This window comes from Streptococcus mitis, from assembly GCF_002860865.1.
Taxonomy (GTDB): Bacteria; Bacillota; Bacilli; order Lactobacillales; family Streptococcaceae; genus Streptococcus; species Streptococcus mitis_AT.
Window position 1 is genome coordinate 827,374 of record NZ_PKIE01000001.1, and the last position, 23,885, is coordinate 851,258.

Consider the following 23,885-nt stretch of genomic DNA (forward strand, 5'->3'; position numbering starts at 1 on the left):
CTTTTTCTTACATGTCTAATACTTGTCTTAAATTCACGATACTGGTAAACAAGTGGGTATCGAGTCCTGCAGCTTGCCCTGCTTCGATATCAATCGGCCGATCACCGATGACTAAGCCAGAGCTAATCTGATACTTTTCTCTTAAATAAATCATGGACTCAGGATCTGGTTTTCTCTTAAAGCCTGAGCTAGAAGTCACCACTTCTGTAAAATAAGCTGCTATAGAGGTTTTTTCTAAAATTTCTAAGACCTGATCATTTCTGTGAGAAACCAAGAAATGACGCCCACCTTGATTTGAAATGTCTTGCAATAAGTCAGAAACTCCTTCAAATAAAATCGGGTGTTCAAGCTCTCGGGCTTCATTTTCCTTGTACTTATCTAAAAAATGCTCTAAGTTGGGAGCGGATGTCTCAATCGCAAAATCAGTAGAAACCTTTAAAGCTTGATAGACACTGTCATGGTCTTGTGTGATACCATACAGTGCCAATGTTTCAACAAAGGCAGCTGTTGAAGTTTCGTAATTATCCAGTAAAGTTCCACCTAAATCCCAGATATAATCGTGATATTTCATACCCTTCATTATAGCATTTTTTTATGAAAAAAGCGATGATTTCCCTGAGTTTTATACATAAAAAAACGAGAGTTTGACTCCCGTTTTATTGATTTTTACCAAAGACATCTCGATAGAGCATTCCTGTTCGTAAAGTCTCTGAGTCTCCTCCTAGTTGGTCCACCAACTCGTAGGCAAAGGCAAGGGCTGTAGAGGGACCTCGACTGGTTGTCAAATGAGCATCTACCACTACTGTTTCCTTGACATATTGACCATCAAGGATTTGCTCTTGAACGCCATCATAGCAGGTGTACTGCTTGTTTTTCAGAACTCCTGCTTGATTGAGGGCAATTGGCGCCGCACAAATAGCTGCCAGTTTCTTCCCTTCTCGTTCGAAGTTTTGCAACTCTTGAATCAAGGCCTGATTGTCCCGCAAATGTGCAGAACCAGGCATGCCGCCAGGAAGAACAACCATATTATAGTCTGATAAATCACCATCAAAGACACGATCTGCTCTTACTTGGATTGCATGCGAACCAGTCACTTGCTCTTCAAAACCAACCATATCACAAGTAATATTTGCACGACGCAAGACATCTACAACTGTCAAAGCTTCAATTTCTTCAAAGCCCTGAGCTAACATAACTGCTACTTTAACCATGATTTTCTCCTTATTTGATTTGTTTTAATACAACCTTTTTCCGTTTGAATCGGACTTTTCCACTCTTTTCTTCAGCTAGATTGGTTTGATAACTCATCGATAAAAGCAAGCCAACACCGATCAAATTACTGATAATAGCCGATCCTCCTTGCGAAATAAAAGGCAAGGGAATACCCGTCAAAGGAAGTAAGCCAGTAACAGCACCGATATTCTCAAAGATGTGAAAGAGCAACATCATAATCAAACCTGTGGAAATATAGGTGTAGAACTGGTTATTTGATTTAAGAGTAATCTTCAACATACGGTAAATCAACATGAGATAAAGGGCGATAACAAGGACAGAACCAATAAAGCCAAAATCTTCTGCAATGACCGTGAAAATCATATCCGACTCTCGAACTGGAATAAGCAGATTAGAAGCATTAAACCCCTGACCAAATAAGCCACCGCTCCCAATGGCGATTTGCCCTTGAGCCTGCTGGTAAGTGGTTGTTTGGGCAAAGTCAAACGGATTGAGCCAAGCCAAAATACGATTGATTTGGTAGGTCGGCATCCCCAATTGATGGAGAAAAGCCCGGCCACCCTTACTAATAAAAATGGCTAAGAATCCAGCAACTCCTGATACAGCAGTCACAAATACTGGAATAATAATTTTCCAAGAAACTCCTGATAGTAAGACGATTCCTGAGAAAATGGCTACAAAAACCAAAGCCGTCCCCAAGTCACTTTGAAGTGCCAAAAGAACTAGGACTGGAATGGTAAAGACAATCATCCAAAAAATTAATAAAAAGTCCAGCGGAACTGTGCGTCTCCATTCCTTATGTTTCTTTGTAAATTGAACAATCACACGAGCCAACATGAGAATATAGGATATCTTCATAAATTCTGACGGTTGGAATAGGGTAATTCCATTTATTGATACCCAGTTTTTGGCACCCGTTGATGCAACTAGGCTTGGATTATAAAAGACGATAGGCAAGACCATGAGTCCCAAGCCTAAAATATACAGAAAGGGGGTCACTTTCCAAAGAAATTCTGTATTAAAGAGCATGACCACAAAACCAATCACAAGCCCCAAGGCAATCCAAGCGACCTGTTGCCCTAAAATGGGCAGAATATTGTTTGGATAATCATGACTAACGGCTATATAGATAGCCACCACGCCAATAACCAGTAGAAAAAATACTGGCAATAGCAAACTATAATCGACTCTAGAGTCGAGAGAACGTTTCATATACACTAACCTTATACTTTCATACAATACTATTTATCAAAGTTCATTTAAAAATCTATCAATAGCCTCATTAACTTCAGATTGAGCGATCGTTGTAACGCTCGCTTCTTTTGCTAGAGATGCTACTATTTGTTTGCCATATCTCTTTCCGACAATTCTCCTATCCAAAATGAGAGTTAAGGAACGTTGGTGTTCGCGTCTCATACTTCTTCCCAAAGCCTGTTTTAAACGAATAATAGCCATCGGCAATTGATAATCATAAAAGGCATTTTTTCCTTCTTGATTCAGTTCTTGATTAATCTTTTTCGTCAAGGGTTCTTGGGGATTTTGGAAAGGAAGCCTTGGTACAACTTGAATCACAAAAGGATGGCTTGAAAAATCAACTCCCTCCCAGAAACTTGCTGCACCAAGCAAGATTTGTTGTTCACCTTTTTCAAAGCGTTTCTTAAGCTGATGAACATCCCCATTTTTATACTGGGCCAAGTGGCTAACTGGAAGTAAATCCGATACTGCTAGAAGCATGTCTTTAGAAGTAAAGAGAACTAAAATCGGTTGTTGGAAAGCTTGAACATCCATCAGCAAATCAGCTACCTCTTTGGCATAGACTTCTAAGGAAGTTTCTGTCACCAGAGGGAAATCTTTGACCAAGACCACTTCTTGGTCCTGTTTTCTACGAGCTTCAATCTTGACAAATTTGGCTTCAGGATAGCCTAAAAGGTCGGCCAAAGAAACTCTCTGACTAATCTCAAGAGTAGCCGATACTCCCAAGACTTGGCAACTCTCAGGAACTAAAGAGGACAGAAGAATACGACCTGATTTCGTAGAAGAAATCTGAATTTTCTTTTGACTCGTTTCAGTTGTTTCGAGCCAGTAATCACCTTCAGCTGTAAAATAGCGAACCAGTTCTTCAAAGCCTTCTACTTTTAATTCTGAAAAATACTGGTGGAGATTGGCAAGAGAATCTAAGATATTTTTCTTAGATTTTCCAGACTGAAATTGTTCGATCAAGTAGAGGCACTCAAAGCGAATACTTTCTAGTATTCGTTGCTGGACTTTATTTTGCTCCTCCAGTAAAGCCTTATCAAGCAAATCAATAATAGACTGGATATCGTGAGTCTCTTGAAGCAGATTTTCTAGAGCTAACAAAATCTTTTGAACTTCATCAATAATCAATAATCGGTCACTGACAAATTCAGGATTATCTTCGAGTCTGGTTACAAGATAGGCATGATTGGTCACTAAAAGCTTGCAGGTTTGTGCCCTTTCTTGACTACGTTTCCAAAAATCTTCCGTCACAAATAAGCTGTGAGATGATAAATTCCCATCATGACGAAGATCTGTTAGAAAATGTTGGTAACGATAGAGTTGCCCAATTTCATCCAAATCTCCTGTCTCTGTCTCTGTCAGCCAGACCAAGAGTTGCATTTTAAAGCGTCTAAATAAGCGATTTTCATCATTTTCCTGCAAGGAACGATAAAAAGCATCCAGCTTCAAATAATTTTGAGGCCCCTTTAAACTATGAATATCTATATGGAACACTTCCTCAAGACGTTTACCTTCTTCTTCCATGATTTGATTTTGAAGAATCTTTGTCGGAACACTAAGGACAATTTGACGCTCTTTCATTTGAGATAAAGCGGGTAAGAGATAGCCATAAGTTTTCCCAATCCCAGTCGGCGCTTGAATTAGTGAGACAGGCTCATCTTTCAATAGCAAGCCAACCTCTTTAGCAAAATTTTCTTGCTCCTCCCTCACTTCAAGATTCAACAGAGAAATATTTTTAGAAAAGTCTTGAGATAGCTTTCGTGACTTCAGGGGAGCTGCAGGTTTCTTGAAATACAGTCCTTGAACTTCGACCAAGTCTGGAGAACTCAGGATAGATTGGTTTCGATAAATTTCTTCAATAACCAGATAGGACTCATATAAGAGAGCGTCAGCCATTTCCAGCAAGCGTTCCAAGAGACCTTTAGGGAGCTGGGCTATCTTTTCTCGAAGAAAAAGGAGTAATTCCGCTGTAGCTTGGGCATCTGAAAGGGCTGTGTGGGCGTGCTTTAGAGGAATTCCTAATTCTCGACACAATATCGGCAAACTATATTTTTCCATTTCTGGGAAAAAAACCTGGGCCAATTCCACCGTATCAACACGAGGATTTCTTAGCTCATAACCTTCAAAAAATAAATTTTCCGCCAAGAGATTAGCATCAAACTGAACATTATGGGCTACAAAAATCCCATCCTCCACCAAGTCAAAGATTTTTCTAGCAACTTGCGAAAAATCAGGTGCTTGCGCCAGACGTTGGTCAGTTAGCCCTGTCAATTCTTTAATATGAGCATCCAGAGGTTCGTGTGGATTGACATCCGTCGAATAGTGATCGACGATTTTTCCGTCCTCAATCACGACAATTCCCACTTGGATAATTTTAGCCTTACTACCTGTGCTAGTTGCCTCTAAATCAACCACAACATAGCGATTACCAATCGTTTTCATTATAAAAAATTATACCAAAAAAAGGGCCATTTGGCACCTGCAAACATGGGATAATTTTCAAACTCAAGAAGGTTACTTTTCTTAAAAATCTCAGTAAGTCGAGCATCCTAGCCTGCTGATTTTTGAAAATGGTGAGGAAACAAGAAAAATTGAGAGAAGAAATTTTAAATTTTCCTTCTCTCAATGAATCATTTACTTTATTTAACCATATCAGGATCGTAGTCATAGAATCCTGTATCAAGAAAACGGTTTTTAGGGTGTAACTTACGTACTTCCTCATCCAGCAAGAAAGCTTGGTCATGGCTAAAGTTGCCCTCTTGGATCAAGCTACGCGCTTGGATAAAGAGTTTTGCAATCTCAACAAAGTTCTGACCTGGAGTGTAGAGTCCTTCTAGTTTCCAGTGAGTGAAACCATGCTCTACCAATTCTGTCAATTTTGTCATCAAATCAAGGTCATTGTTGGCAAAAATGTGGGTTCCATGATTGTCTTCAAAAATGGAATAGTGACTCTCTGGGTCACTTGGCTCAGCCAAGAAGAGGTCACGCTTGCGAGTCTTTTCATCATCGATATGCGTGAAGTTATAGTAGTTTTGCAAGAGCGGACGTTTAGAATGGTGAATAACACTAGCACCGTAAACCAAAACTTCAGCAGGAATTTCCAAAATCTCTGGCATTTTGAAGAGTTCAGCTGATGGAATTTCACGCGCCAAAACAGCCTCAGATGCGCCAGCCTTTTGTCCCCAGAAGTTAATCTGACGACTACTTGTCACCATAGTTGAAGCATCATAGATGGTCTTAAATGAATAACCATCGCGATTGACCACATAAAAGACACCTGCATCCCCAATTGTAATGTAATCGGTCTTAATTTCTTCCAAGAAGTCCAGGAAAGGCTTGATACGGTCCATCATGTCTTGGTGCATGAGGGCATTGACTGCAACAATCAATTCCTTATCAGCATCATGAACCAGCTTAGCGATTTCACGCAATTGGTCATGACTAAAGGTTGTTGGCAGACGAAGGCCAAAATCTTTCTCACCGACATAGATACGGTCTACGCCAGCCTCGAGCAGTTGTTTAACTTGTTCAATACTTTCAGCAGTTGCTGTAATGATAATCTTTTCCATAAGAAAAATTATACCACATTTCTCCAAAATCAGCCAAAACTTATCAGAGTTTTACAAATAGGAATTATTTCGGTAACTTCTCAAAGTAACTTCCACTTGCCTGAGCAAAGTGGAAATTAGTCTAATACTCTTCAAACCACGTCAGCTTTATCTGCAACCTCAAAGCGGTGCTTTGAGCAACCTGAGGCTATCTTCCTAGTTTGCTCTTTGATTTTCATTGAGTATAGAACGGATTTTTATAAGAATAACTAGAAGAAAGGCAAACCCAAAAGCATGAGAGAGCTCGCCAGTAACAATTTACTTTGTACACTATCCATAAATAGCAAACATCTCAAGCTCCATTAATCTTCAAAACATCATAGATAAACTCTAGTCCAAAATTTAAGCAATTGATGCTGTAGGATTTATACATTGTTATAAATTTCTAGTCGTTTTGTTGTTATAGTAACAAAAACGACATAGAAAAACGAGTATCTCCATCTACGGAAATGCTCGTTTTTTTGCTAGTTAGAAGTGATTTTTTGCTCAGCCTCATTTCTTTTTATAAAATTTATCAATCAAGCGACCAACTATCTCATCTTTTTTCTATTTCTGCCAATATGCGTGATAGGTAGTAACGATAACCAAAAATAGCAAGAGCAAGTAGAAGGATAAGAGCTCCTACTCCCAAGCTGATTGCAAGGACAGGGGAGAGAGACTGAACCAAGAACAAGCTTATAATGACTAAAATCATTAATATAACACTATAAATTAAGAGTAAAACTATTGCTACTATACGATTTGAACGGTTCACCAAGTCCGTAATGCTACTCCAATTGGTTGACAGATTTTTCACATCCTTAAAGTAGTGGTGGCAAGAAAGGATGACACTGGCAAGGATCCATGCCACAAGAAGGTAAATCATCGAAAGGATGGGCAAGCCTAGATAGAGAGAAAGGCCAAGTAAAGTCAGAACTGGTAAAAAGGACTGGACAGCAAATATAATCCAAAATTTCACTTTCACATAACGAGCAAAGTCAAAGGGTAAACTCTTCAGAAAATCAACATTTTCCCTCTCCAAGGACAAGGCAATTGAAGGCAGACTGGTGATATTGTTATTGACAACTGCTATAAAGAGAGCTATAAAAAACAAGGGTAACCAGTATGGAGGATGAATGTCTGGAACTATCTGAGAATCTCGGATTTTGGAAATCATACCAAGCATCATGAGATAAGGAAGGAAAGCACTTGTAAAAAGCACTGTAACCACGCCAGTTCCCTGTCCCAAGAGGGAGAGGTTGTAGCGCAAAACCATGCGGAAAAAGCCCTTTTTAGTAGTTGAAATCCTCTCCTTGCTGAGACGTTCTTTCTTGACCTTCTCCTCACTGTTAAGCAGAATCACGTCATAAAAACGAGGAAAAACCTTCTTTTTGCTCAAGTAAAGCAAGAAGAGAGTTAGTCCTATCCAAGCGAGCAGACCCAGGATGGCTTCTGTCGAAAAAGGCTCCACTGCTATTTTGTAAAAGAGATGAAGAGGATAAAGGAGAAATGGAATGTCTCTAACTTTGTCAACAATACGTCCAGAAGTCGACTGTAGAAAGAAGACAAATATTAAAGGTATGAGAACTCCTATCCCAATCATCACATTCGAAAAAATAGACTGATACTTTCTGAAGACCGTAGTCTGAGCCAAGAAATGTACTGCCACTACCATCACTAAAGTGACAGAGACAAATAATAAGGCCAAGGACAGCAGCAGCAAAGGAAAACCCAGCCAAAGAGAAGGAGCTAGCCTAATGTAGAGGGCTAGAAAATAAGCTAGGATTGGTACAATTCCAGCTAGAGCTGGCAAGAGGACAGACAGTCCTTTAGCAATTATAATCTCTGATTCTTTAAAAGCATAGGGCCTATAAGATGCCAAGTCCTTACTCTCATAAAAGACATTGTAAAATGCAGTGAAAGAAGTTGAAAAGGCAAGCACTAGAAAAATAGCAACCATGAAACTAAAATGAACAGGACTTTCCTCAAAAGGAAAACGAAAGGCTATATTACTAAAAAAGATAAGTAATAAAAGACTGGAAAAAATGTAAGAACTTAGGACTCTAGCGGAAACATTTACTTTTTTTCCAGGATTCTTAGCTTGCTTCTTTCGTAGGTTAGCCAGATTAGCTTCTTGAGATGAATAGAGGATATTGATATCAACTAATTTTTTAATGACCTTGAGACGCATCTGAAACCTCCTCTTTTCTACCAGCAAGGCTAAGATAGATACTTTCTAAAGACTGGTCTGGATGGTCTTTTCTCAAGTCCTCTACGCTACCACAATAAATCAAATGTCCCTTTTTCAAAATGGCAATCCGATCACAGACTTGCTCGGCTACCTCTAGGACATGAGTTGAAAACAAGACCGTCTTCCCTTTTTGTGCATGTTCCTTCATCATTTTCTTCAAATCAAAGGCAGCCTGAGGATCTAAACCAGTCAAGGGTTCGTCCAAGACCCAAATATCAGGATCAGACAATAGTGCTCCGATGACAAAGACTTTCTGACGCATTCCGTGAGAAAGAGTTTCAATAACCTGATAGCGATTTTCAGCAAAATCAAAAACACTCAATAGCCTAGCTAGACTAGCTTCCAAGTCAGAGCTAGTCAGATCATAGGATGAGGCGATCAATTCCCAAAATTCATTAGCTGTTAAGCGTAAAAATAAGTCAGGCGAGTCTGCTACGTAGCCAATCTTTCGTTTGATAGCCAAGCGATTTTCCGATAACTCCTGACCGTCTACCAAAATACGACCACTACTTGGTGAAATGATACTGACTAGAGACTTTATGGTGGTCGATTTTCCAGCCCCATTATGGCCAATCAAGCCCATAATCTCTCCATTTTCAATCTGCAGATTGAGATTGCTCAAAGCCTCTTTATCACCATACAACTTACTAACATTTTGAAATTCAATCATAAGAAATCTCCTCTCTTTATCTATGTAATTCACTATAATTATAGCGCTTTCATTTTAAAAATCAACATTTTATATAAAATAGTCAAAAACTTATTATTCAGTTTTACGCAAACGTTTGAGCTAACCGATACTTTATGATAGAATAAAGAACAAGATTGACAAGTAAGAGGAAACATCATGCAAAATCAAACACTCATGCAGTACTTTGAATGGTATCTGCCCCACGACGGTCAGCACTGGACGCATCTGGCTGAAGATGCTCAACACCTAGCTGATCTCGGTATCAGCCATGTCTGGATGCCACCAGCTTTTAAGGCAACCAATGAAAAAGATGTAGGTTATGGGGTCTATGACTTATTTGACCTAGGAGAGTTTAACCAAAAAGGAACTGTCCGCACCAAGTATGGTTTTAAAGAAGACTATCTTCAAGCCATTCAAGCCCTAAAAGCACAGGGAATTCAACCTATGGCCGATGTGGTGCTCAATCACAAGGCTGCTGCTGATCACATGGAAGCTTTTCAGGTTATTGAAGTGGATCCGGTTGACCGTACGGTTGAACTTGGAGAACCCTTCACCATCAATGGCTGGACTAGTTTTACCTTCGATGGTCGCCAAGATACCTACAATGACTTCCACTGGCACTGGTACCACTTCACCGGTACAGACTATGATGCCAAACGCCGTAAGTCTGGGATTTATCTGATCCAAGGTGACAATAAGGGCTGGGCAAATGAGGAATTGGTCGATAACGAAAACGGAAACTACGACTACCTCATGTATGCAGACCTAGACTTTAAACATCCTGAAGTCATACAAAACATCTATGACTGGGCTGAATGGTTCATGGAGACAACTGGTGTAGCTGGTTTCCGCTTGGATGCCGTTAAGCACATTGACTCTTTCTTCATGAGCAATTTCATCCGAGATATGAAGGAAAGATACGGTGACGATTTCTATGTTTTTGGTGAATTCTGGAATCCTGATAAGGAAGCCAATCTAGACTACCTTGAAAAAACAGAAGAACGCTTTGACCTTGTCGATGTTCGTCTCCACCAGAATCTCTTTGAAGCCAGTCAAGCTGGCGCAAACTATGACCTTCGTGGTATTTTCACAGATAGCTTGGTTGAACTCAAACCTTACAAGGCTGTAACCTTTGTCGACAACCACGATACCCAACGAGGACAGGCCCTTGAGTCTACTGTTGAAGAATGGTTTAAGCCAGCAGCCTATGCCCTCATTCTCTTACGCCAAGATGGCCTTCCATGTGTCTTTTACGGAGACTACTATGGTATTTCAGGACAGTATGCTCAACAGGATTTCAAAGAAGTCCTTGACCGCCTCCTAGCCATCCGAAAAGATTTGGCCTATGGAGAACAAAATGACTATTTTGATGATCCTAACTGTATCGGTTGGGTACGTTCAGGTGCTGAAAATCAATCCCCAATCGCAGTCCTCATCTCAAATGACCAAGAAAACAGCAAGTCTATGTTTGTCGGCCAAGAATGGGCTAACCAAACCTTTGTAGATTTACTTGAAAACCACCAAGGTCAAGTTACAATTGATGAGGAAGGTTATGGACAATTTCCAGTCTCAGCTGCTTCGGTAAGTGTCTGGGCAGCCAATACAATCTAATAGTTCATAATAATCAAGTCAGGTCCAAACGGATTTGGCTTTTTTGTATTCACAAAAAAGACCTACCCAAATGGATAGATCTTTATACTCAATGAAAATCAAAGAGCAAACTAGGAAGCTAGCCGCAGGCTGTACTTGAGTACGGCAAGGCGAAGCTGACGTTGTTTGAATTTGATTTTCGAAGAGTATTACTTGATTACAATTTACCTGCTACCGCATCCAACAATTCTTGGATCTTAGCTTGATTGCTTCCTCCTGCCATGGCCATGTCTGGTTTACCACCACCACGTCCATCGACGATTGGTGCCAATTCTTTGACAATGTTTCCTGCATGAAGGTCTTTTGTTTTGCTTGCTACAAGGACATTGACTTTGTCACCGATAGCGGCAACTAGGACAAGAAGATCAGAGTAGTCTTTTTGTTTCCAGTTATCTGCAAAAGTACGAAGGGCACCAGCATCTGATACAGATACTTGGCTAGCAATGTAACGGTGACCATTGACTTCCTTAACGTCTTTGAAGATATCGCCTGCAGCTGCAGCCGCAGCTTTTTCTTTCAACTCAGCATTTTCCTTTTGAAGTTGACGAAGTTGTTCTTGAAGTCCTTCTACCTTGTGAGGCACTTCCTTGACTTGAGGTGCTTTCAAGGTTGCTGCGACAGCTTTAAGAGCGTCTTCTTGTTCACGGTAGGCTTCAAAGGCTTCCTTACCAGTCACTGCCAAGATACGGCGAGTTCCTGATCCGATCCCTTCTTCTTTGACAATCTTGAAGAGACCAATCTCAGAAGTGTTGCCAACGTGAGTACCACCACAAAGCTCGATAGAGTAGTCACCGATAGTAACAACACGGACTTCTTTTCCGTATTTCTCACCAAAGAGGGCCATAGCTCCCATTTCTTTAGCAGTGTCAATATCCGTTTCAACTGTCTTCACTTCAAGAGCTTCCCAGATTTTTTCGTTAACTTGCTGTTCAATCGCACGCAATTCTTCAGCAGTTACTGCTTGGAAGTGAGTGAAGTCAAAACGAAGGAATTCAACTTCGTTAAGTGATCCTGCTTGTGTTGCGTGGTTTCCAAGGATATTGTGAAGTGCAGCGTGAAGCAGGTGAGTCGCAGTGTGGTTTTTCATGACACGGTGACGACGATTTGTATCAATTGCCAAGGTATATTCTTGGTTCAAGGCAAGCGGTGCAAGGACTTCAACTGTATGAAGAGCTTGTCCGTTTGGTGCTTTTTGAACATTTGTCACAGTAGCTACAACCTTACCTGACTCATCCAAGATTTGTCCATGGTCAGCTACCTGTCCACCCATTTCAGCGTAGAATGGCGTTTCCGCAAAGATAAGTGAGGCAGTTCCTTCTGATACAGCTTCTACTTCTGCATTGTCAGCCACGATAGCCACCAATTTAGAAGACAATTGGCTAGCATTGTAGTTGAAGACACTTTCTACAGTGATGTTTTGGAGGGTTTCATTTTGCATACCCATTGAGCCACCTTTGACAGCTGAGGCACGCGCACGTTCTTGTTGTTCTTTCATGGCTGCTTCAAAACCTTCACGGTCTACAGTCATACCAGCTTCTTCAGCGATTTCTTCTGTCAATTCAACTGGGAATCCATAAGTGTCATAAAGTTTGAAGACATCTGAACCAGCAATGACAGATTGACCTTTTTCTTTCAAGTCTGCTACGATGCCTTGAGCAAAGTGTTGACCTGAGTGAAGAGTACGCGCAAATGATTCTTCTTCGCTCTTAACGATTTTTTCGATAAAGTCACGTTTTTCAAGCACTTCTGGGTAGTAGCTTTCCATGATTTTTCCAACAGTTGGAACCAGTTTGTAAAGGAAAGGCTCGTTGATGCCCAATTTTTGACCATGCATAGAAGCGCGACGGAGAAGACGGCGAAGGACGTAACCACGACCTTCATTTCCTGGAAGGGCACCATCACCGATGGCAAATGACAATGAACGGATGTGGTCAGCGATAACCTTGAAGCTCATGTTGTCGCCATCTTGGTCGTAGACCTTACCAGACAATTTCTCCACTTCACGAATGATTGGCATGAAGAGGTCTGTTTCAAAGTTTGTCTTAGCCCCTTGGATAACGGCCACCAAACGCTCCAAACCAGCGCCCGTATCAATGTTCTTGTGTGGCAATTCCTTGTACTCGCTACGAGGAACAGCAGGGTCTGCGTTAAATTGTGACAAAACGATGTTCCAGATTTCGATATAGCGGTCGTTCTCAATATCTTCTGCAAGAAGACGAATACCGATATTTTCTGGGTCAAAGGCTTCTCCACGATCAAAGAAGATTTCTGTATCAGGTCCAGAAGGTCCAGCACCGATTTCCCAGAAGTTGTCCTCGATTGGAATCAAGTGACTTGGGTCCACTCCTACTTCAATCCAGCGGTTATAAGAATCTTTATCATCTGGATAGTAGGTCATGTAGAGTTTTTCAGCAGGGAAATCAAACCATTCTGGGCTTGTCAAAAGCTCATAAGCCCAAGTGATGGCCTCGTCACGGAAGTAATCCCCGATAGAGAAATTCCCCAACATTTCAAACATGGTATGGTGACGTGCAGTCTTCCCTACGTTTTCGATATCGTTGGTACGGATAGCCTTTTGCGCATTGGTAATACGTGGATTTTCAGGGATGATGGTTCCGTCAAAGTATTTCTTAAGGGTTGCTACTCCAGAGTTGATCCACAAAAGAGTTGGGTCATTTACAGGAACCAAGCTCACTGATGGTTCTACAGAGTGACCTTTGGTCGCCCAGAAATCAAGCCACATTTGGCGTACTTGTGCACTAGATAGTTGTTTCATGTTGTCTCCTTATTTACTTGTTTAATGTGATTGGCTTTCCAGCATTTCCACATAGTCAATCGCAACACAGAGGGAAATGACTAGGTCTGCATAAGCATCCTCAAGAACTGTTACGGTATAGGTAGAGGTCAGATGGAAGAGTTCCTTCTTAATTTCTGCAATTAGCTGATCGCGATCATCTAGCAATTTGAAATCTAAATCTCAGATATTGCCCTCGATACGAAGACCCAGATTATCAAACTCATACTTATCTCGCCAGAAGGTCAACTTCTTCCGAATGACGAAACTCGACCCATCCCGAAGCTGAATCTCAAAACGAGGAAGCAAGGTCAAGATTTCTTTACTGATCTGACTGACCTGTTCTCCATTAGCGTCATAAATAGTAAAAGTTTTAGGAATCTTAAAAAATGATCCCTCCACCTGATAGGCGATTTCTCCCCTGTCATCCTTGATAGCGAAGCGTTCGCCTCCAAGACGAAACTTTTGTTTGACAAGAAATGTTTTCATCAACACCTCCAAAAATCAAAAGACAAGCTCATATCACGAAGGGCGAAAAACCGCGGTACCACCTTCATTCAATGAACTTGTCATTCTCTTATTCTTATGCAATTGTATGATTGAGTAGCATGACTTCCTAGCTTAGATGGCTCGCAGCACCGCCATTTCTCTGGACTAAGACCACTGAAAATCAATTCTCAACTCTCTTATTATATCGTTTTTTTAAGTCTGCGTCAACTGGAAATCGTCCTAATGAAATAGTACAAAATAGTAATTTGAACTAAGTAGAAATCTTTCAAAATATGATTGTTCGTTAAGAACGAAGCAAATCTAGTAATTTGTCATTGATTTTTTGATAATATCCAAAATAATCATCTTCAATATCAAATGTATCCTGAAGAACAAAACGTAAGGTATCTATTGTTTGGTTCAATTTTTTAGAATTTACTATTTTACCATCAATTTCTGATAGTCCATGTGCAACTTTGTTACGCTCACTATTTAGACCGGTAATAACCTTTAGTGACTTCAGTAAGTCAGGAGAAACTTGATAAAAAGTTAGAATATTTTCATAAGATAAAAGGTTTAAGGTTGATTGAGGTGAATAAATTCTTTCCTCTTCATTTTCTATCCCTTTTGCTTTTTTAAATTCTAAATCAATAAAATCTAAAATCTCTTCAAAATCTTTGTATTCCTCATTTAATTTGGGTAAGGCCCCATCGTATTTGATTAAATCTGGATAATCTTTTTTAATCTTTTCTTCGATGATAAATTCAACATAAGACTTTGATTTGATTAAGACATCTGCTACTTGTCCTCTCTCTTTCAAGACTTCTATCATTAAAAAGTAATTAAGGGCTTTCTTCTCAACATCTGTCAATGGATAGTCTTGAATATCTTTTAAAATAGCTTGCGTTTTAAATACTTTTACAAAGTCATTTAATGTAGCTCGTAAAAAAGATAATTTCTTTTTAGAAAGTAAGTTATTGTATTCTTTTTTTGTAACAAGTTCTTCTGCGGCAAGATAATCATAGGAAGCTATCAGATTTCTTAAATGACGTTTAATTAAAGATTGATTAAATTTTTCAGCCTCATCTTTAATAGTACGATCTTCGTAATCCTTTTGGTTATCCTCGTTCTCGTTAAAAAGCTTCTGTTCACCTTCACTTGAAAGTGGAACATACTTTCTATTTGCTGATTTGTTAGGAGTTGCAACTTGGATAGCCTGAGTATTATAATCTTTGATTCGATTGAGGGCAAATAAAGCCGAAATAATCTGAGGCGTTCCTGAAGATAGGTTTAAGATTAATTGATGATCAGTTCCAGAATATTTTTCAACAATCTGTCCCATAACCTCATACATTTTATCAAATAGATAAACCTCATCATTTTTTAGAATTGTTGACTCAATTGTCACATCAGGATGATAATCTTCTATAGAAAAAATAGCTTGCTCAATGAGATCTTTCTTGATCAGCATCTCCTCACTATAAACTAAAACAATCTTCTCCGGTCTATAAGTGCGTGCAATATGTAATAAAGCTGCATCTCTATTATTACTAATTGGATCTGTCGTTCCCACTGCTGAGATTAAAATAGTCAAACTTTCACCTCGTTACTTTAATAATTCCAATAATTCCTTATTTAATTCTTTATAGAAATTGAAATCTTTTTCATTAAATTGATACTGTTCTTTAACTAAAGCCTTGAGATTTTTTAAGACGGATCCTAACTGACGTAATTCTTCCGATTGCAATGGATCCAATCGATGAGCTAGTGTATTTCGTGAAGTGTTCATGTTGATCATCGGTTTAATTTGATTATATAAAGTCCACTCTTTTTTTTCTTTAAGAATTTTACTATAATCCCAAATTCCCAAGAAATATTTTTCTGATTCATCTACATATCTATCCAATAATCCTGGATAGCGGTTATCAATATAATCTTCCAAGATAAATTCAGTCAAGGTTTTAATTCTAATGAGTCCTTCACTGAAATTCCCACGTTCTTTTTGCAATTCAATTGTTAGATAAGCATTGAAAACCTTCTTCTTCTCATCACTCCATTTTCTATTTTTTAAAGTTTGGGGAATATCTTGTCTATCTAGCGCATCTACAATATCTTGCAATTTTTTACGCGCTTCTTTCAAACCAGAAAAATCTGGTAATTGATTTGCCAACTCTAGAGCGGCCTTATAGTCATATCTCTGAATGAAATCTCGAATTGTTTTTTTAATTAGAGCATAGGAGAATTTTTCTGCTTCATCTTCTAATGTTCGATCAATGAATTCTGGTATATTATCTTCATTTGTATCAATTAGTGCATCAATATCTTCTGAATCATCATGCCCAACTCCAGCGTTTGATTTTTGGGCAGGAGTTGAAACTTGTACTGCCTTGACATTGATCTCACTAAGTCTATTAATCACAAACAAAGCTGATTTTATTTGAGGAGTTGCACTTGAAAGATTGAGAATAAATTCGTCGTCTTTTGTATAATACTGTTGTATAATAGCATCAAATTGATCATACATGGTATCAAAAACATATACGTCATTATTTAAGATGATTGGCTCATGGTATACAATCTCTGGGACATATTCATTGTCTATAGAACGAATTACTTTCTCAATATCATCTTTCTTACTAATTAATTCCTCAGAAAAAACAATAATAATCTTATCTGGACGGTATTTTCTTGCAATATGTACTAAAGCTCCATCGTGAAAATTACGGATTGGATCCGTATTACCGACTGCTGATATTAAAATTTTCATCGACTAATCTCCTTAATCATGAAATTAGCTTTGCCCATTTCATAGAAAGACTCATCATTCATTATCAGTTTTCGAGTTGCCTGTGTTGTTTTAACACTTTTCCTTGGTGCTTTCGTCAGTTTCAAAACACCCTTACCAACCATCTTGGTCTTCATTCGACTATACCGTTTTTGTAAGATTCCATCCGCTTGTTGAAACAAGGTCTTTGTCCAGGCTCCACTTCCCGCTCCCAAATAGATAGGATATTGAATATTTGGCTGAATTTTATTTTCAGGAAAATCTGATAAGAAAAAGTTTTTATATTCTTTGTAAAAGGCTTGCGCTCTCTGTCCTAATTCTTCCATTAGGATTCCAGCTTCCTTAGTAGTTGTAGTAATAGTGAAATTGATTTTAGTTAAGGGCGCGGTTGCTTCCCTATATAAAGGAAGAGGCTTGACAAGAGGGGGGGTGGCTTTATGATCCCATTTTTGAACTAAAATAAGACTGTCATTTCTAAATGGTTTGCTATCACTAACACGAATAGTGTTAAACAAGTCATCATAATTCTGACCTTTTTTTGCTCCCCAAGGAATCAAAGATTTGTTTTCCTTTTCATCTTTCACAACATTTTCATTATTCCAGTCAGGATTGGTATTCATCAAAATAGTTCGAATAGCTCCCTTTAATGAACTTCCAGGAATATAGGGATTACCAAAAGGATCTCTAATAAACTTTGATACTTGATTTATTGCGCCTCCTCTTAAATAATTATTATTTGTTTCTAACTTAGTTTCTATAATTCTATAGCCACCAAAATTACGGTCAGAAATGCGGTTATCCTCTAAAAAGGAAATCAAGCGATTATTTCTAGCGTTTGGCTTTGTCTCTTGTAAAAAACGCTCAAATTTATGATCGTATCCTTTCTCCACCATTCGATTATAAAACTTACCCATATCAGGGAAATAAAAGTACCCATTTTCATAGATAAATTCTCGAGAAGTATATTTTTCACCATTCCCAATATGGATAGGAGCCATGGCTAGGAGGGTAAATTGAAAGGTTCTATATTCTGTTTTCATCTTTCTTCCTCCATCTTGAAAAATAGTGGTTTAGCATAGTTTAATACTTCATGTGGGAAATCAAGAGGTCTTACATCTACAATATGTCCTGTAAAGGTTTCAGAGAAAGTAGATCCAGAAGCAAACTTATATAAATCCTGCTTACGGTAATTTTCATTAGTTTCTGTACTAAAAGCAAAACCACTTGATTTACTTATTAAATAGGAACCAGTTTCCATAGCATATTCAAGTTCCTTTTCGACTGGTAGAGAAGTCGTCAATGTCATGACAGGTTCTTGATGGGTCTTGGTGAGACGATTTTTTAAGCTATCTGGTAAATCTAAAATAGTCAAATCAAATTGTCCATAACCACTAGAACGTTTCCCACCAATTCCTGTATACTGCAAGCTTGTCATGAGTTCATTCAAGAGGTCAGATTCGTTTGCAATCACGTAAAGAGAAGAATCATCTCTAAATCTAACGGTAGACACTTGAAAAAGATTCCCATCTACATGAGGTTGGTTTTTAGTGATAATGTTTGTTACTGCATGTTCTTCGTCTTCAAAAAGCGTTCCTTTTACATAAGAATCAAATTTATCCAAGGGTATAAACTGAAGTTTCTTCGCCATTTTCGCTTGACGTCTTACTTCTTTGACATCCGTTGTTAAGTCAGGCTGATCAAACTTTGGAAATCCTATCGGCTTAGGTAATAATGGACCTGACTGATAAGGAAAGGCATCAGTCAAAACAAAATGATCTTGACCCGCTATTGACACGAATTCCTCCATTTTCCCCATTTTTTTTGCCTCAATAGCCAAGGCAGAAAATAATCGGTCAGCTGCAAAAGTCATTTTAGAACTATCCAGAGTACCTGCTCCAAAGTGAGCAGACTGAAAGTTCATAATATACATCTTATAGGTCATACTAGACCTCCGTAGTTAAAAGTTCATTCAATCTACTAACATCATAGTTTCCGAAAACTGTATTTGCTTTAAGATCCTCAAAAACAACTTTACCATATCCACGAGAACCTGAACCACCTAAATAATCAAGTTCCAACAGTTTTAATCCATCAAGAATCACTTTGAAGTCTTCTTCTACTTGAGCTTGACTCTTGTCTGTCACCTCATAGATCAGCTCAAATCCAAAGATACTGTCTCGGATAGCACGTTCAATTTGCCTTGGATTTGCTTCAGCAGTGATACGATCAATAGTATTTTCAAACTTAACTTCAGTATAACCTTTGACAGCTCGTGAATCTAAATCCTTTTTGTTAGTTAGAAAGGCATCTCTAAAGATGAGTCTTCCTACTTTATAGTTTTTGTCTGAACTATTCCCAAAGAGACGACTAATAATTTCCCCATCTTCTCCTGGTTTTTCTGCTAATTTAGTATTATATACTCTTGCCAAAAGGGTACGCATTTTCCCTTTGATACTAGATCCTGGAATAATGGGTAAGTTTGTAATTGGATCTTTAATCACAGGTGAGTCCGTAGCACCAATCGCCGCAAAAGCATTGCTTGTCCCAATATGAAGTCCTGTCTCTAGACGGATTTGTGCTGTTACTTTAATTTTTGCAAATGCCATTAATCTTTTCCTCCATAAAATTTAAAATAAGCTACTAGCGCTTCCATATAGCGACAAAAACGTTGGAGACTTTCCCTACTATTAATTTCTTTTAAAATTGGTAAAATCTCACCTTTTTGAACTAAGTCCAGTACCGCCTCTTCACGGCCTGATTGATAGACGAATTGGACCCTCAAATAGGCAATCTTATCCTTTAATTCTTCGTACTCACGGACCTTACTTTCATCAAAGAGGGTACTCGTTAAACTCAATAAGTTTCGTAGTTTACTCATGGATAGAACATCTGAATTTTTATTTTTAAAATTACGCTTATCAGTTACTAAATTTTTAATGGTTTTTTCTGCCTTATCTACGTAATTATCATCTGTTAAAATTGCCATCTATGAATCCTTTCTAATCTCATAAATATATAGAAGTAAAGCTATCTCTGCTTCCTTACGTTCATTATCGCTACCTGTATACCAAGAAAAGAATAAATCTTTAAACTCTTTAAACTCTTCTTTTTTATCCTTAGAAGTTTGATCTTCTAAGCGCGTCAAATAATAGGCTAATCGAGCAATATTCATACGATCGTAGTTGCGAAGGAGCTCAATAAGTCTATATACAAAACTCTTTCCTCGCTCATCTTGAATATTAAAGTAGTAACGAATGCTCTTCAGTTTCCCATTATAGACATTGTCAATAAATTGGTCGAACTTCAATGTATAATTTCTTTCAGAATCAACATTGCCAAAAGATTGGTCCAACTTCAAGGTATTACCTGCTTTAAAAAGGGAAATACTATCCTTGTCGTTATCCTTTGCTGCTCCTTCTAGCTTACCAGTTTCTTCAGCCATGAGGCTAACTGGAGTTTTATCTGGAAAGAGGCCGATTCCTGCTGATAGGGTTAATTTGCCATTTGTCCACTTGATAAAGTTTTGTCGGAGACAAATAGTAAACTCAATAATATCCTGCCAAGAACCGATAGCAAATACATCATCTCCACCGGCATAAATGATCGATAGTTTTTTCTCCTTCGCAAACTGGTTGATATAGACCTTAAAGAAGAGACTCATACTTCTAGAGAAGGTTGCCGAGCGTGCCAGAGTATTATATTTGCCACCATCTTGATAGGAGAATCCAGCCATAAAGGCTGCTCCAAGATCATCCACATCTAGTCGAACAACTGCTAATCGCTTAATCCCTTGTCCAGTTTCACTATCCTGAGATAATTTGGCGTACTCGTAAATCTCATCATACTTGTAATCTCCGACAAAGACATGGGTTGCTTTTAGGATATCTGTACTATAGCTATTCTTTACATAAATACGGTCCCACTCTTCTTTATCAAGGTCGTCTTTGGAAATACCGCTAATATAGGCTCCCGGACCTATCGGCAGGCCTTTTTCTTTTGTAACAATATAGTAGTCTTCTTGTATCTCCTTGGAGAAGCGATACATTCCTGCACAGATATGGCAGACCTCTTGGTCATTAGACTTGGTAAGCTTTTCTATGGAATGGCAAATTGCACATTCTCTCTGGGAACTTTTTCCTCCTTGGTTGAGCTCAAGGAGAGTTTTGGCATCATAACGAGAAATTTTCTTTTGGGAAATCATCCGACTAGTTGTTTGATAGACTTTTCGATAGTCGGCCAGTGTCGTTGTCATATCATTGGCAGAAAACGGACTCCAACCAAATGCTACATACAAGCCTGTCTGGAAATGCTTGACCAAAAAGTGATTAAATTCTGCCTCAAAGCTAGCCAAGCTCTCTCTAGTTTTTTCGGTGTTTGGAAGGATAAAGTAAGCGTGCCCGCCACCGACATAGAGGAGATTAGCTCTTGTAAGCTCTAACTTCTCCAGTAAGCTGTCAGCAATATGTTCCCCCATGAAATCTAGATACAAGGAACGTGCTTTTAGTTGCTTGGCTGCACCAGCTGTTGCGATATTATAGATAAAATCCTGAATCCCTGACAAGTCGAAACTTGCTAATAAAAAGGCCTTCTCGCTATAAAAAGCTTCTAAATCCTGCCCCAGTACCTTCTCATAGTCACGGCAATTCTTGTCTGCGAAATAGTCTTCTATGGCTAGGGCAAATCCAGCTGTCAAACGACTGTAGGTTGCTAGAGAAATATCGGATAATTCCTTGGTTCTTGTCGAAACAGGCACATAGGAAAGAGTAGACTCAAGAAGATTCAAAAGAGCATCTATCTCAGATTGGCTAAAGTCCAATCTCTCAAACTCTTTTTCTAAGGTCTCTACTATCAAGTCATAATCTGACTGGTCAGACGGCTCACTCGATCCCTTAGCATAGTTTGGTTCCCCGTCAAGCTCTAAAGGTCGCGCATCAAGATAACGCTGACTAGAGTTATCTGAAAATACATTAAAGATATCCGATTGTTTGCTTTGGAAATCTTCTTTTTCTCCATGAGTTCTTGTTGCCCCTTTTAGGCCTGAAGCAATCTTTGCGGCAGCTGCCGTGATATAGACCAAACTATCAGGAGCCAAGCCCGTCGGCAAATCACTAGAAGTCGCCTTGGATATCTGCTGGGCTATTTTTTCATTATCCGAAAAGCGTCTAAACCATTCGGCCTCAATGGTACCTAGGTCTTTCTCATCATGCCTGGAACCTTGAATCACCTTGCCGATAGCGTGCAAAAGCGATCCATAAACTAAATCAATCTTTTCTTTCTTCAAGTTCTAAACCTCCCATCCCTAAGCTAGTTTTCATACCGAGACCTGAGTACTCACCAAATTTCAGAAGCATATTGGCATATGCTTTCAAGGTATTTGGACCTGTAATCTTAAAGGTCAATTTCCCCCTGAAACCAGGTATTTTTTTGCCATGGACTTTAAAATAGCTGGATTCCAATCGATAGCTGGTAATCCTACTATGCATGACCAAGTAGTCCAGGGTTTCCTCTTCGATGTCCTGACGATTCTCGACCAGACGGGCATACTTCATCATCAAACTCTGAAAGATGAGACGCATGGTCGGAAAGAGCACGTACTCTCCCTGGGAGCGAAATCCTGTCGGAGTTTGAAAATGGATAGTGTAGAGTGACCGATCTTGGTTTTCATTAAAAAACTCAAAGAGTTGCTCCGAACTGAGATCTTGCATGGACAGAGACTCTACCATGAGAGTCGGTAAATCATGAAGTTCTACTTTCTTGAGCTCCAATAGAACAGGCAAAATCTGCTTAACAGCCTCATCCGTCAGGAGATGAAGAGACCATAGGGTCTTGTCCTTTTGATGGATGATTTTTAGTGAGTAGGGGTTGGTCTCCTGCTCATGTAGCCAAGTCACATAGTCTGGTTCTAGGTTTTCCATGAGAAAACCTTGGAATTTTGTCGATAGGTCGCTCGGTGATTGGTCAATCCGCTTAAATGATATATCGATGCGTTTCATATGCCTCCTTTATTGATACACTTGCGCTTTTGCTTTCTCATGAGCGCTTTTTTATTTTACTTTTGGAATCCTTTGCCCTTATGAAACTGTCCCCTCTCGAGGTAGATAGGTATCTATACACGAAAAGAAATGGCTTGAAAAGAGAAATTGCTCTCTGTTTCCGGCCCCTCGCGAGGTTGATAGGTAGCTATACAAGAATTTGATAAGATTTCAATCAATGCTTTTTACAACCTGTTTCCGGCCCCTCTCGAGGTGGATAGGTTCTTATACAGCTTTTCAGCCTGCCGACTCTACCTCCTCAGTATAGTTTCCGACCCCTCGCGAGGTTGATAGGTATCTATACAAAGGTGAAACTTTTGAAAAAGCCATGTCTTATCCGTTTCCGGCCCCTCGCGAGGTAGATAGGTATCTATACTCGCTCGAGCATGGCTTGACGGCTACGAGGTCGAGGAAGAGAGTTTCCGTCCCCTCTCGAGGTAGATAGGTTCTTATACACGTCCATTAAAAGCGTGGATGGCGAAAATGGAAGACGCGTTTCCGTCCCCTCTCGAGGTAGATAGGTTCTTATAAGATACTGCTATATCTATGACGAATTAGAAGAGCCGTTTCCGTCCTCTCGCGAGGTAGATAGGTTCTTATACAGCTACAAACAACAAAATCTACAAATCTTCATTTGTTTCCGGCCCCTCTCGAGGTAGATAGGTATCTATACCTTATAATCCGCAGGACGAAAAATCCGTTCGAACAGTTTCCGGCCCCTCTCGAGGTAGATAGGTTCTTATACAAATAAAAAAAATAATAAAATAAGAAATTCTTTCTAGTTTCCGTCCCCTCTCGAGGTAGATAGGTTCTTATACACTAGAAAATAATTAAAATTGAAACCTATCAATTCGTTTCCGTCCCCTCTCGAGGTAGATTGGTAGCTATACGACTGGATCCCAATGAACAAAGAAATCTCAGACCGGTTTCCGTCCCCTCTCGAGGTGGATAGGTTCTTATACTTATAAAAAGCTAAAATCTAGTCAATGTCGAACTTGCGTTTCCGTCCCCTCTCGAGGTGGATAGGTTCTTATACACGAACTTTTAACTTTTATGTTTGAATCCATGAGTTAGTTTCCGGCACCTCTCGAGGTGGATAGGTTCTTATACCCTACT

Annotated in this window: 17 protein-coding genes and 1 pseudogene; 1 reads left to right on the plus strand and 17 read right to left on the minus strand. The window is 39.2% G+C overall.

Translation table 11 applies throughout. The annotated features are described in order from the left end of the window. Positions 1-7: 7 nt before the first annotated feature. The 7 genes from CYK18_RS04135 to CYK18_RS04170 all read right to left on the minus strand — a co-directional run bounded on the left by CYK18_RS04135 (position 8) and on the right by CYK18_RS04170 (position 8,998). Positions 8-571 (minus strand): HAD family hydrolase, encoded by a 564-nt coding sequence (locus CYK18_RS04135; protein WP_180948003.1) that lies wholly within the window; start codon positions 569-571, stop codon positions 8-10. 85 nt (positions 572-656) lie between these two features. Next, positions 657-1,211 (minus strand): DJ-1 family glyoxalase III, encoded by a 555-nt coding sequence (locus CYK18_RS04140; protein WP_101785243.1) that lies wholly within the window; start codon positions 1,209-1,211, stop codon positions 657-659. A gap of 10 nt (positions 1,212-1,221) precedes the next feature. After that, complete coding sequence (locus CYK18_RS04145; protein ID WP_101785245.1) at positions 1,222-2,445, minus strand: FtsW/RodA/SpoVE family cell cycle protein; 1,224 nt, start codon at positions 2,443-2,445, stop codon at positions 1,222-1,224. A 36-nt stretch (positions 2,446-2,481) separates the two neighbouring features. After that, positions 2,482-4,932 carry a bifunctional DnaQ family exonuclease/ATP-dependent helicase gene (locus CYK18_RS04150; protein ID WP_101785247.1) on the minus strand — a complete coding sequence of 817 codons (2,451 nt, stop codon included), beginning with the start codon at positions 4,930-4,932 and terminating at the stop codon, positions 2,482-2,484. A 197-nt stretch (positions 4,933-5,129) separates the two neighbouring features. Further along, positions 5,130-6,059, minus strand: a complete 930-nt coding sequence (locus CYK18_RS04160; protein ID WP_101785251.1) for a peptidase U32 family protein — start codon at positions 6,057-6,059, stop codon at positions 5,130-5,132. Positions 6,060-6,633: 574 nt separating this feature from the next. Further along, a complete protein-coding gene (locus CYK18_RS04165) occupies positions 6,634-8,268 on the minus strand; it encodes a hypothetical protein (protein WP_101785253.1) in 1,635 nt (544 codons plus the stop codon). Continuing rightward, positions 8,249-8,998 (minus strand): ABC transporter ATP-binding protein, encoded by a 750-nt coding sequence (locus tag CYK18_RS04170; RefSeq protein ID WP_101785256.1) that lies wholly within the window; start codon positions 8,996-8,998, stop codon positions 8,249-8,251. Before CYK18_RS04170 ends, CYK18_RS04165 begins: the two co-directional genes overlap by 20 nt. Before the next feature lie 177 nt (positions 8,999-9,175). Between CYK18_RS04170 and CYK18_RS04175 the strand changes: the two genes are divergently transcribed. Continuing rightward, a complete protein-coding gene (locus tag CYK18_RS04175; RefSeq protein WP_101785259.1) occupies positions 9,176-10,630 on the plus strand; it encodes an alpha-amylase in 1,455 nt (484 codons plus the stop codon). Between the two features lie 196 nt (positions 10,631-10,826). On the opposite strand, the gene alaS is transcribed toward CYK18_RS04175, so the two are convergent. The 10 genes and pseudogenes from alaS to cas6 form a co-directional block, all read right to left on the minus strand. Continuing rightward, positions 10,827-13,445 (minus strand): alanine--tRNA ligase, encoded by a 2,619-nt coding sequence (alaS, locus tag CYK18_RS04185; RefSeq protein ID WP_101785261.1) that lies wholly within the window; start codon positions 13,443-13,445, stop codon positions 10,827-10,829. Positions 13,446-13,466: 21 nt separating this feature from the next. Continuing rightward, positions 13,467-13,952 (minus strand): annotated as a pseudogene (locus tag CYK18_RS04190) (LURP-one-related/scramblase family protein). A gap of 304 nt (positions 13,953-14,256) precedes the next feature. Further along, positions 14,257-15,546, minus strand: a complete 1,290-nt coding sequence (gene csm6 / locus CYK18_RS04195; RefSeq protein WP_101785263.1) for a type III-A CRISPR-associated CARF protein Csm6 — start codon at positions 15,544-15,546, stop codon at positions 14,257-14,259. A 12-nt stretch (positions 15,547-15,558) separates the two neighbouring features. Further along, on the minus strand, positions 15,559-16,719 hold the full coding sequence (gene csm6, locus CYK18_RS04200) for a type III-A CRISPR-associated CARF protein Csm6 (protein WP_101785265.1): 1,161 nt from the start codon (positions 16,717-16,719) through the stop codon (positions 15,559-15,561). Continuing rightward, on the minus strand, positions 16,716-17,777 hold the full coding sequence (csm5, locus tag CYK18_RS04205; RefSeq protein WP_101785267.1) for a type III-A CRISPR-associated RAMP protein Csm5: 1,062 nt from the start codon (positions 17,775-17,777) through the stop codon (positions 16,716-16,718). Before csm5 ends, csm6 (CYK18_RS04200) begins: the two co-directional genes overlap by 4 nt. Then, entirely contained in the window at positions 17,774-18,679 is a 906-nt protein-coding gene (gene csm4 / locus CYK18_RS04210) for a type III-A CRISPR-associated RAMP protein Csm4 (RefSeq protein WP_084857705.1), read from the minus strand. Before csm4 ends, csm5 begins: the two co-directional genes overlap by 4 nt. Before the next feature lies 1 nt (position 18,680). Next, positions 18,681-19,343 (minus strand): type III-A CRISPR-associated RAMP protein Csm3, encoded by a 663-nt coding sequence (gene csm3, locus CYK18_RS04215; protein WP_070842546.1) that lies wholly within the window; start codon positions 19,341-19,343, stop codon positions 18,681-18,683. Then, on the minus strand, positions 19,343-19,723 hold the full coding sequence (gene csm2 / locus CYK18_RS04220; RefSeq protein WP_000996502.1) for a type III-A CRISPR-associated protein Csm2: 381 nt from the start codon (positions 19,721-19,723) through the stop codon (positions 19,343-19,345). Before csm2 ends, csm3 begins: the two co-directional genes overlap by 1 nt. Continuing rightward, positions 19,724-22,018 carry a type III-A CRISPR-associated protein Cas10/Csm1 gene (gene cas10 / locus CYK18_RS04225; RefSeq protein ID WP_101785269.1) on the minus strand — a complete coding sequence of 765 codons (2,295 nt, stop codon included), beginning with the start codon at positions 22,016-22,018 and terminating at the stop codon, positions 19,724-19,726. Further along, positions 21,999-22,730 carry a CRISPR-associated endoribonuclease Cas6 gene (gene cas6 / locus CYK18_RS04230; protein WP_101785271.1) on the minus strand — a complete coding sequence of 244 codons (732 nt, stop codon included), beginning with the start codon at positions 22,728-22,730 and terminating at the stop codon, positions 21,999-22,001. The genes cas10 and cas6 overlap by 20 nt, the downstream gene beginning before the upstream one ends. Between the last annotated feature and the right edge of the window lie 1,155 nt (positions 22,731-23,885).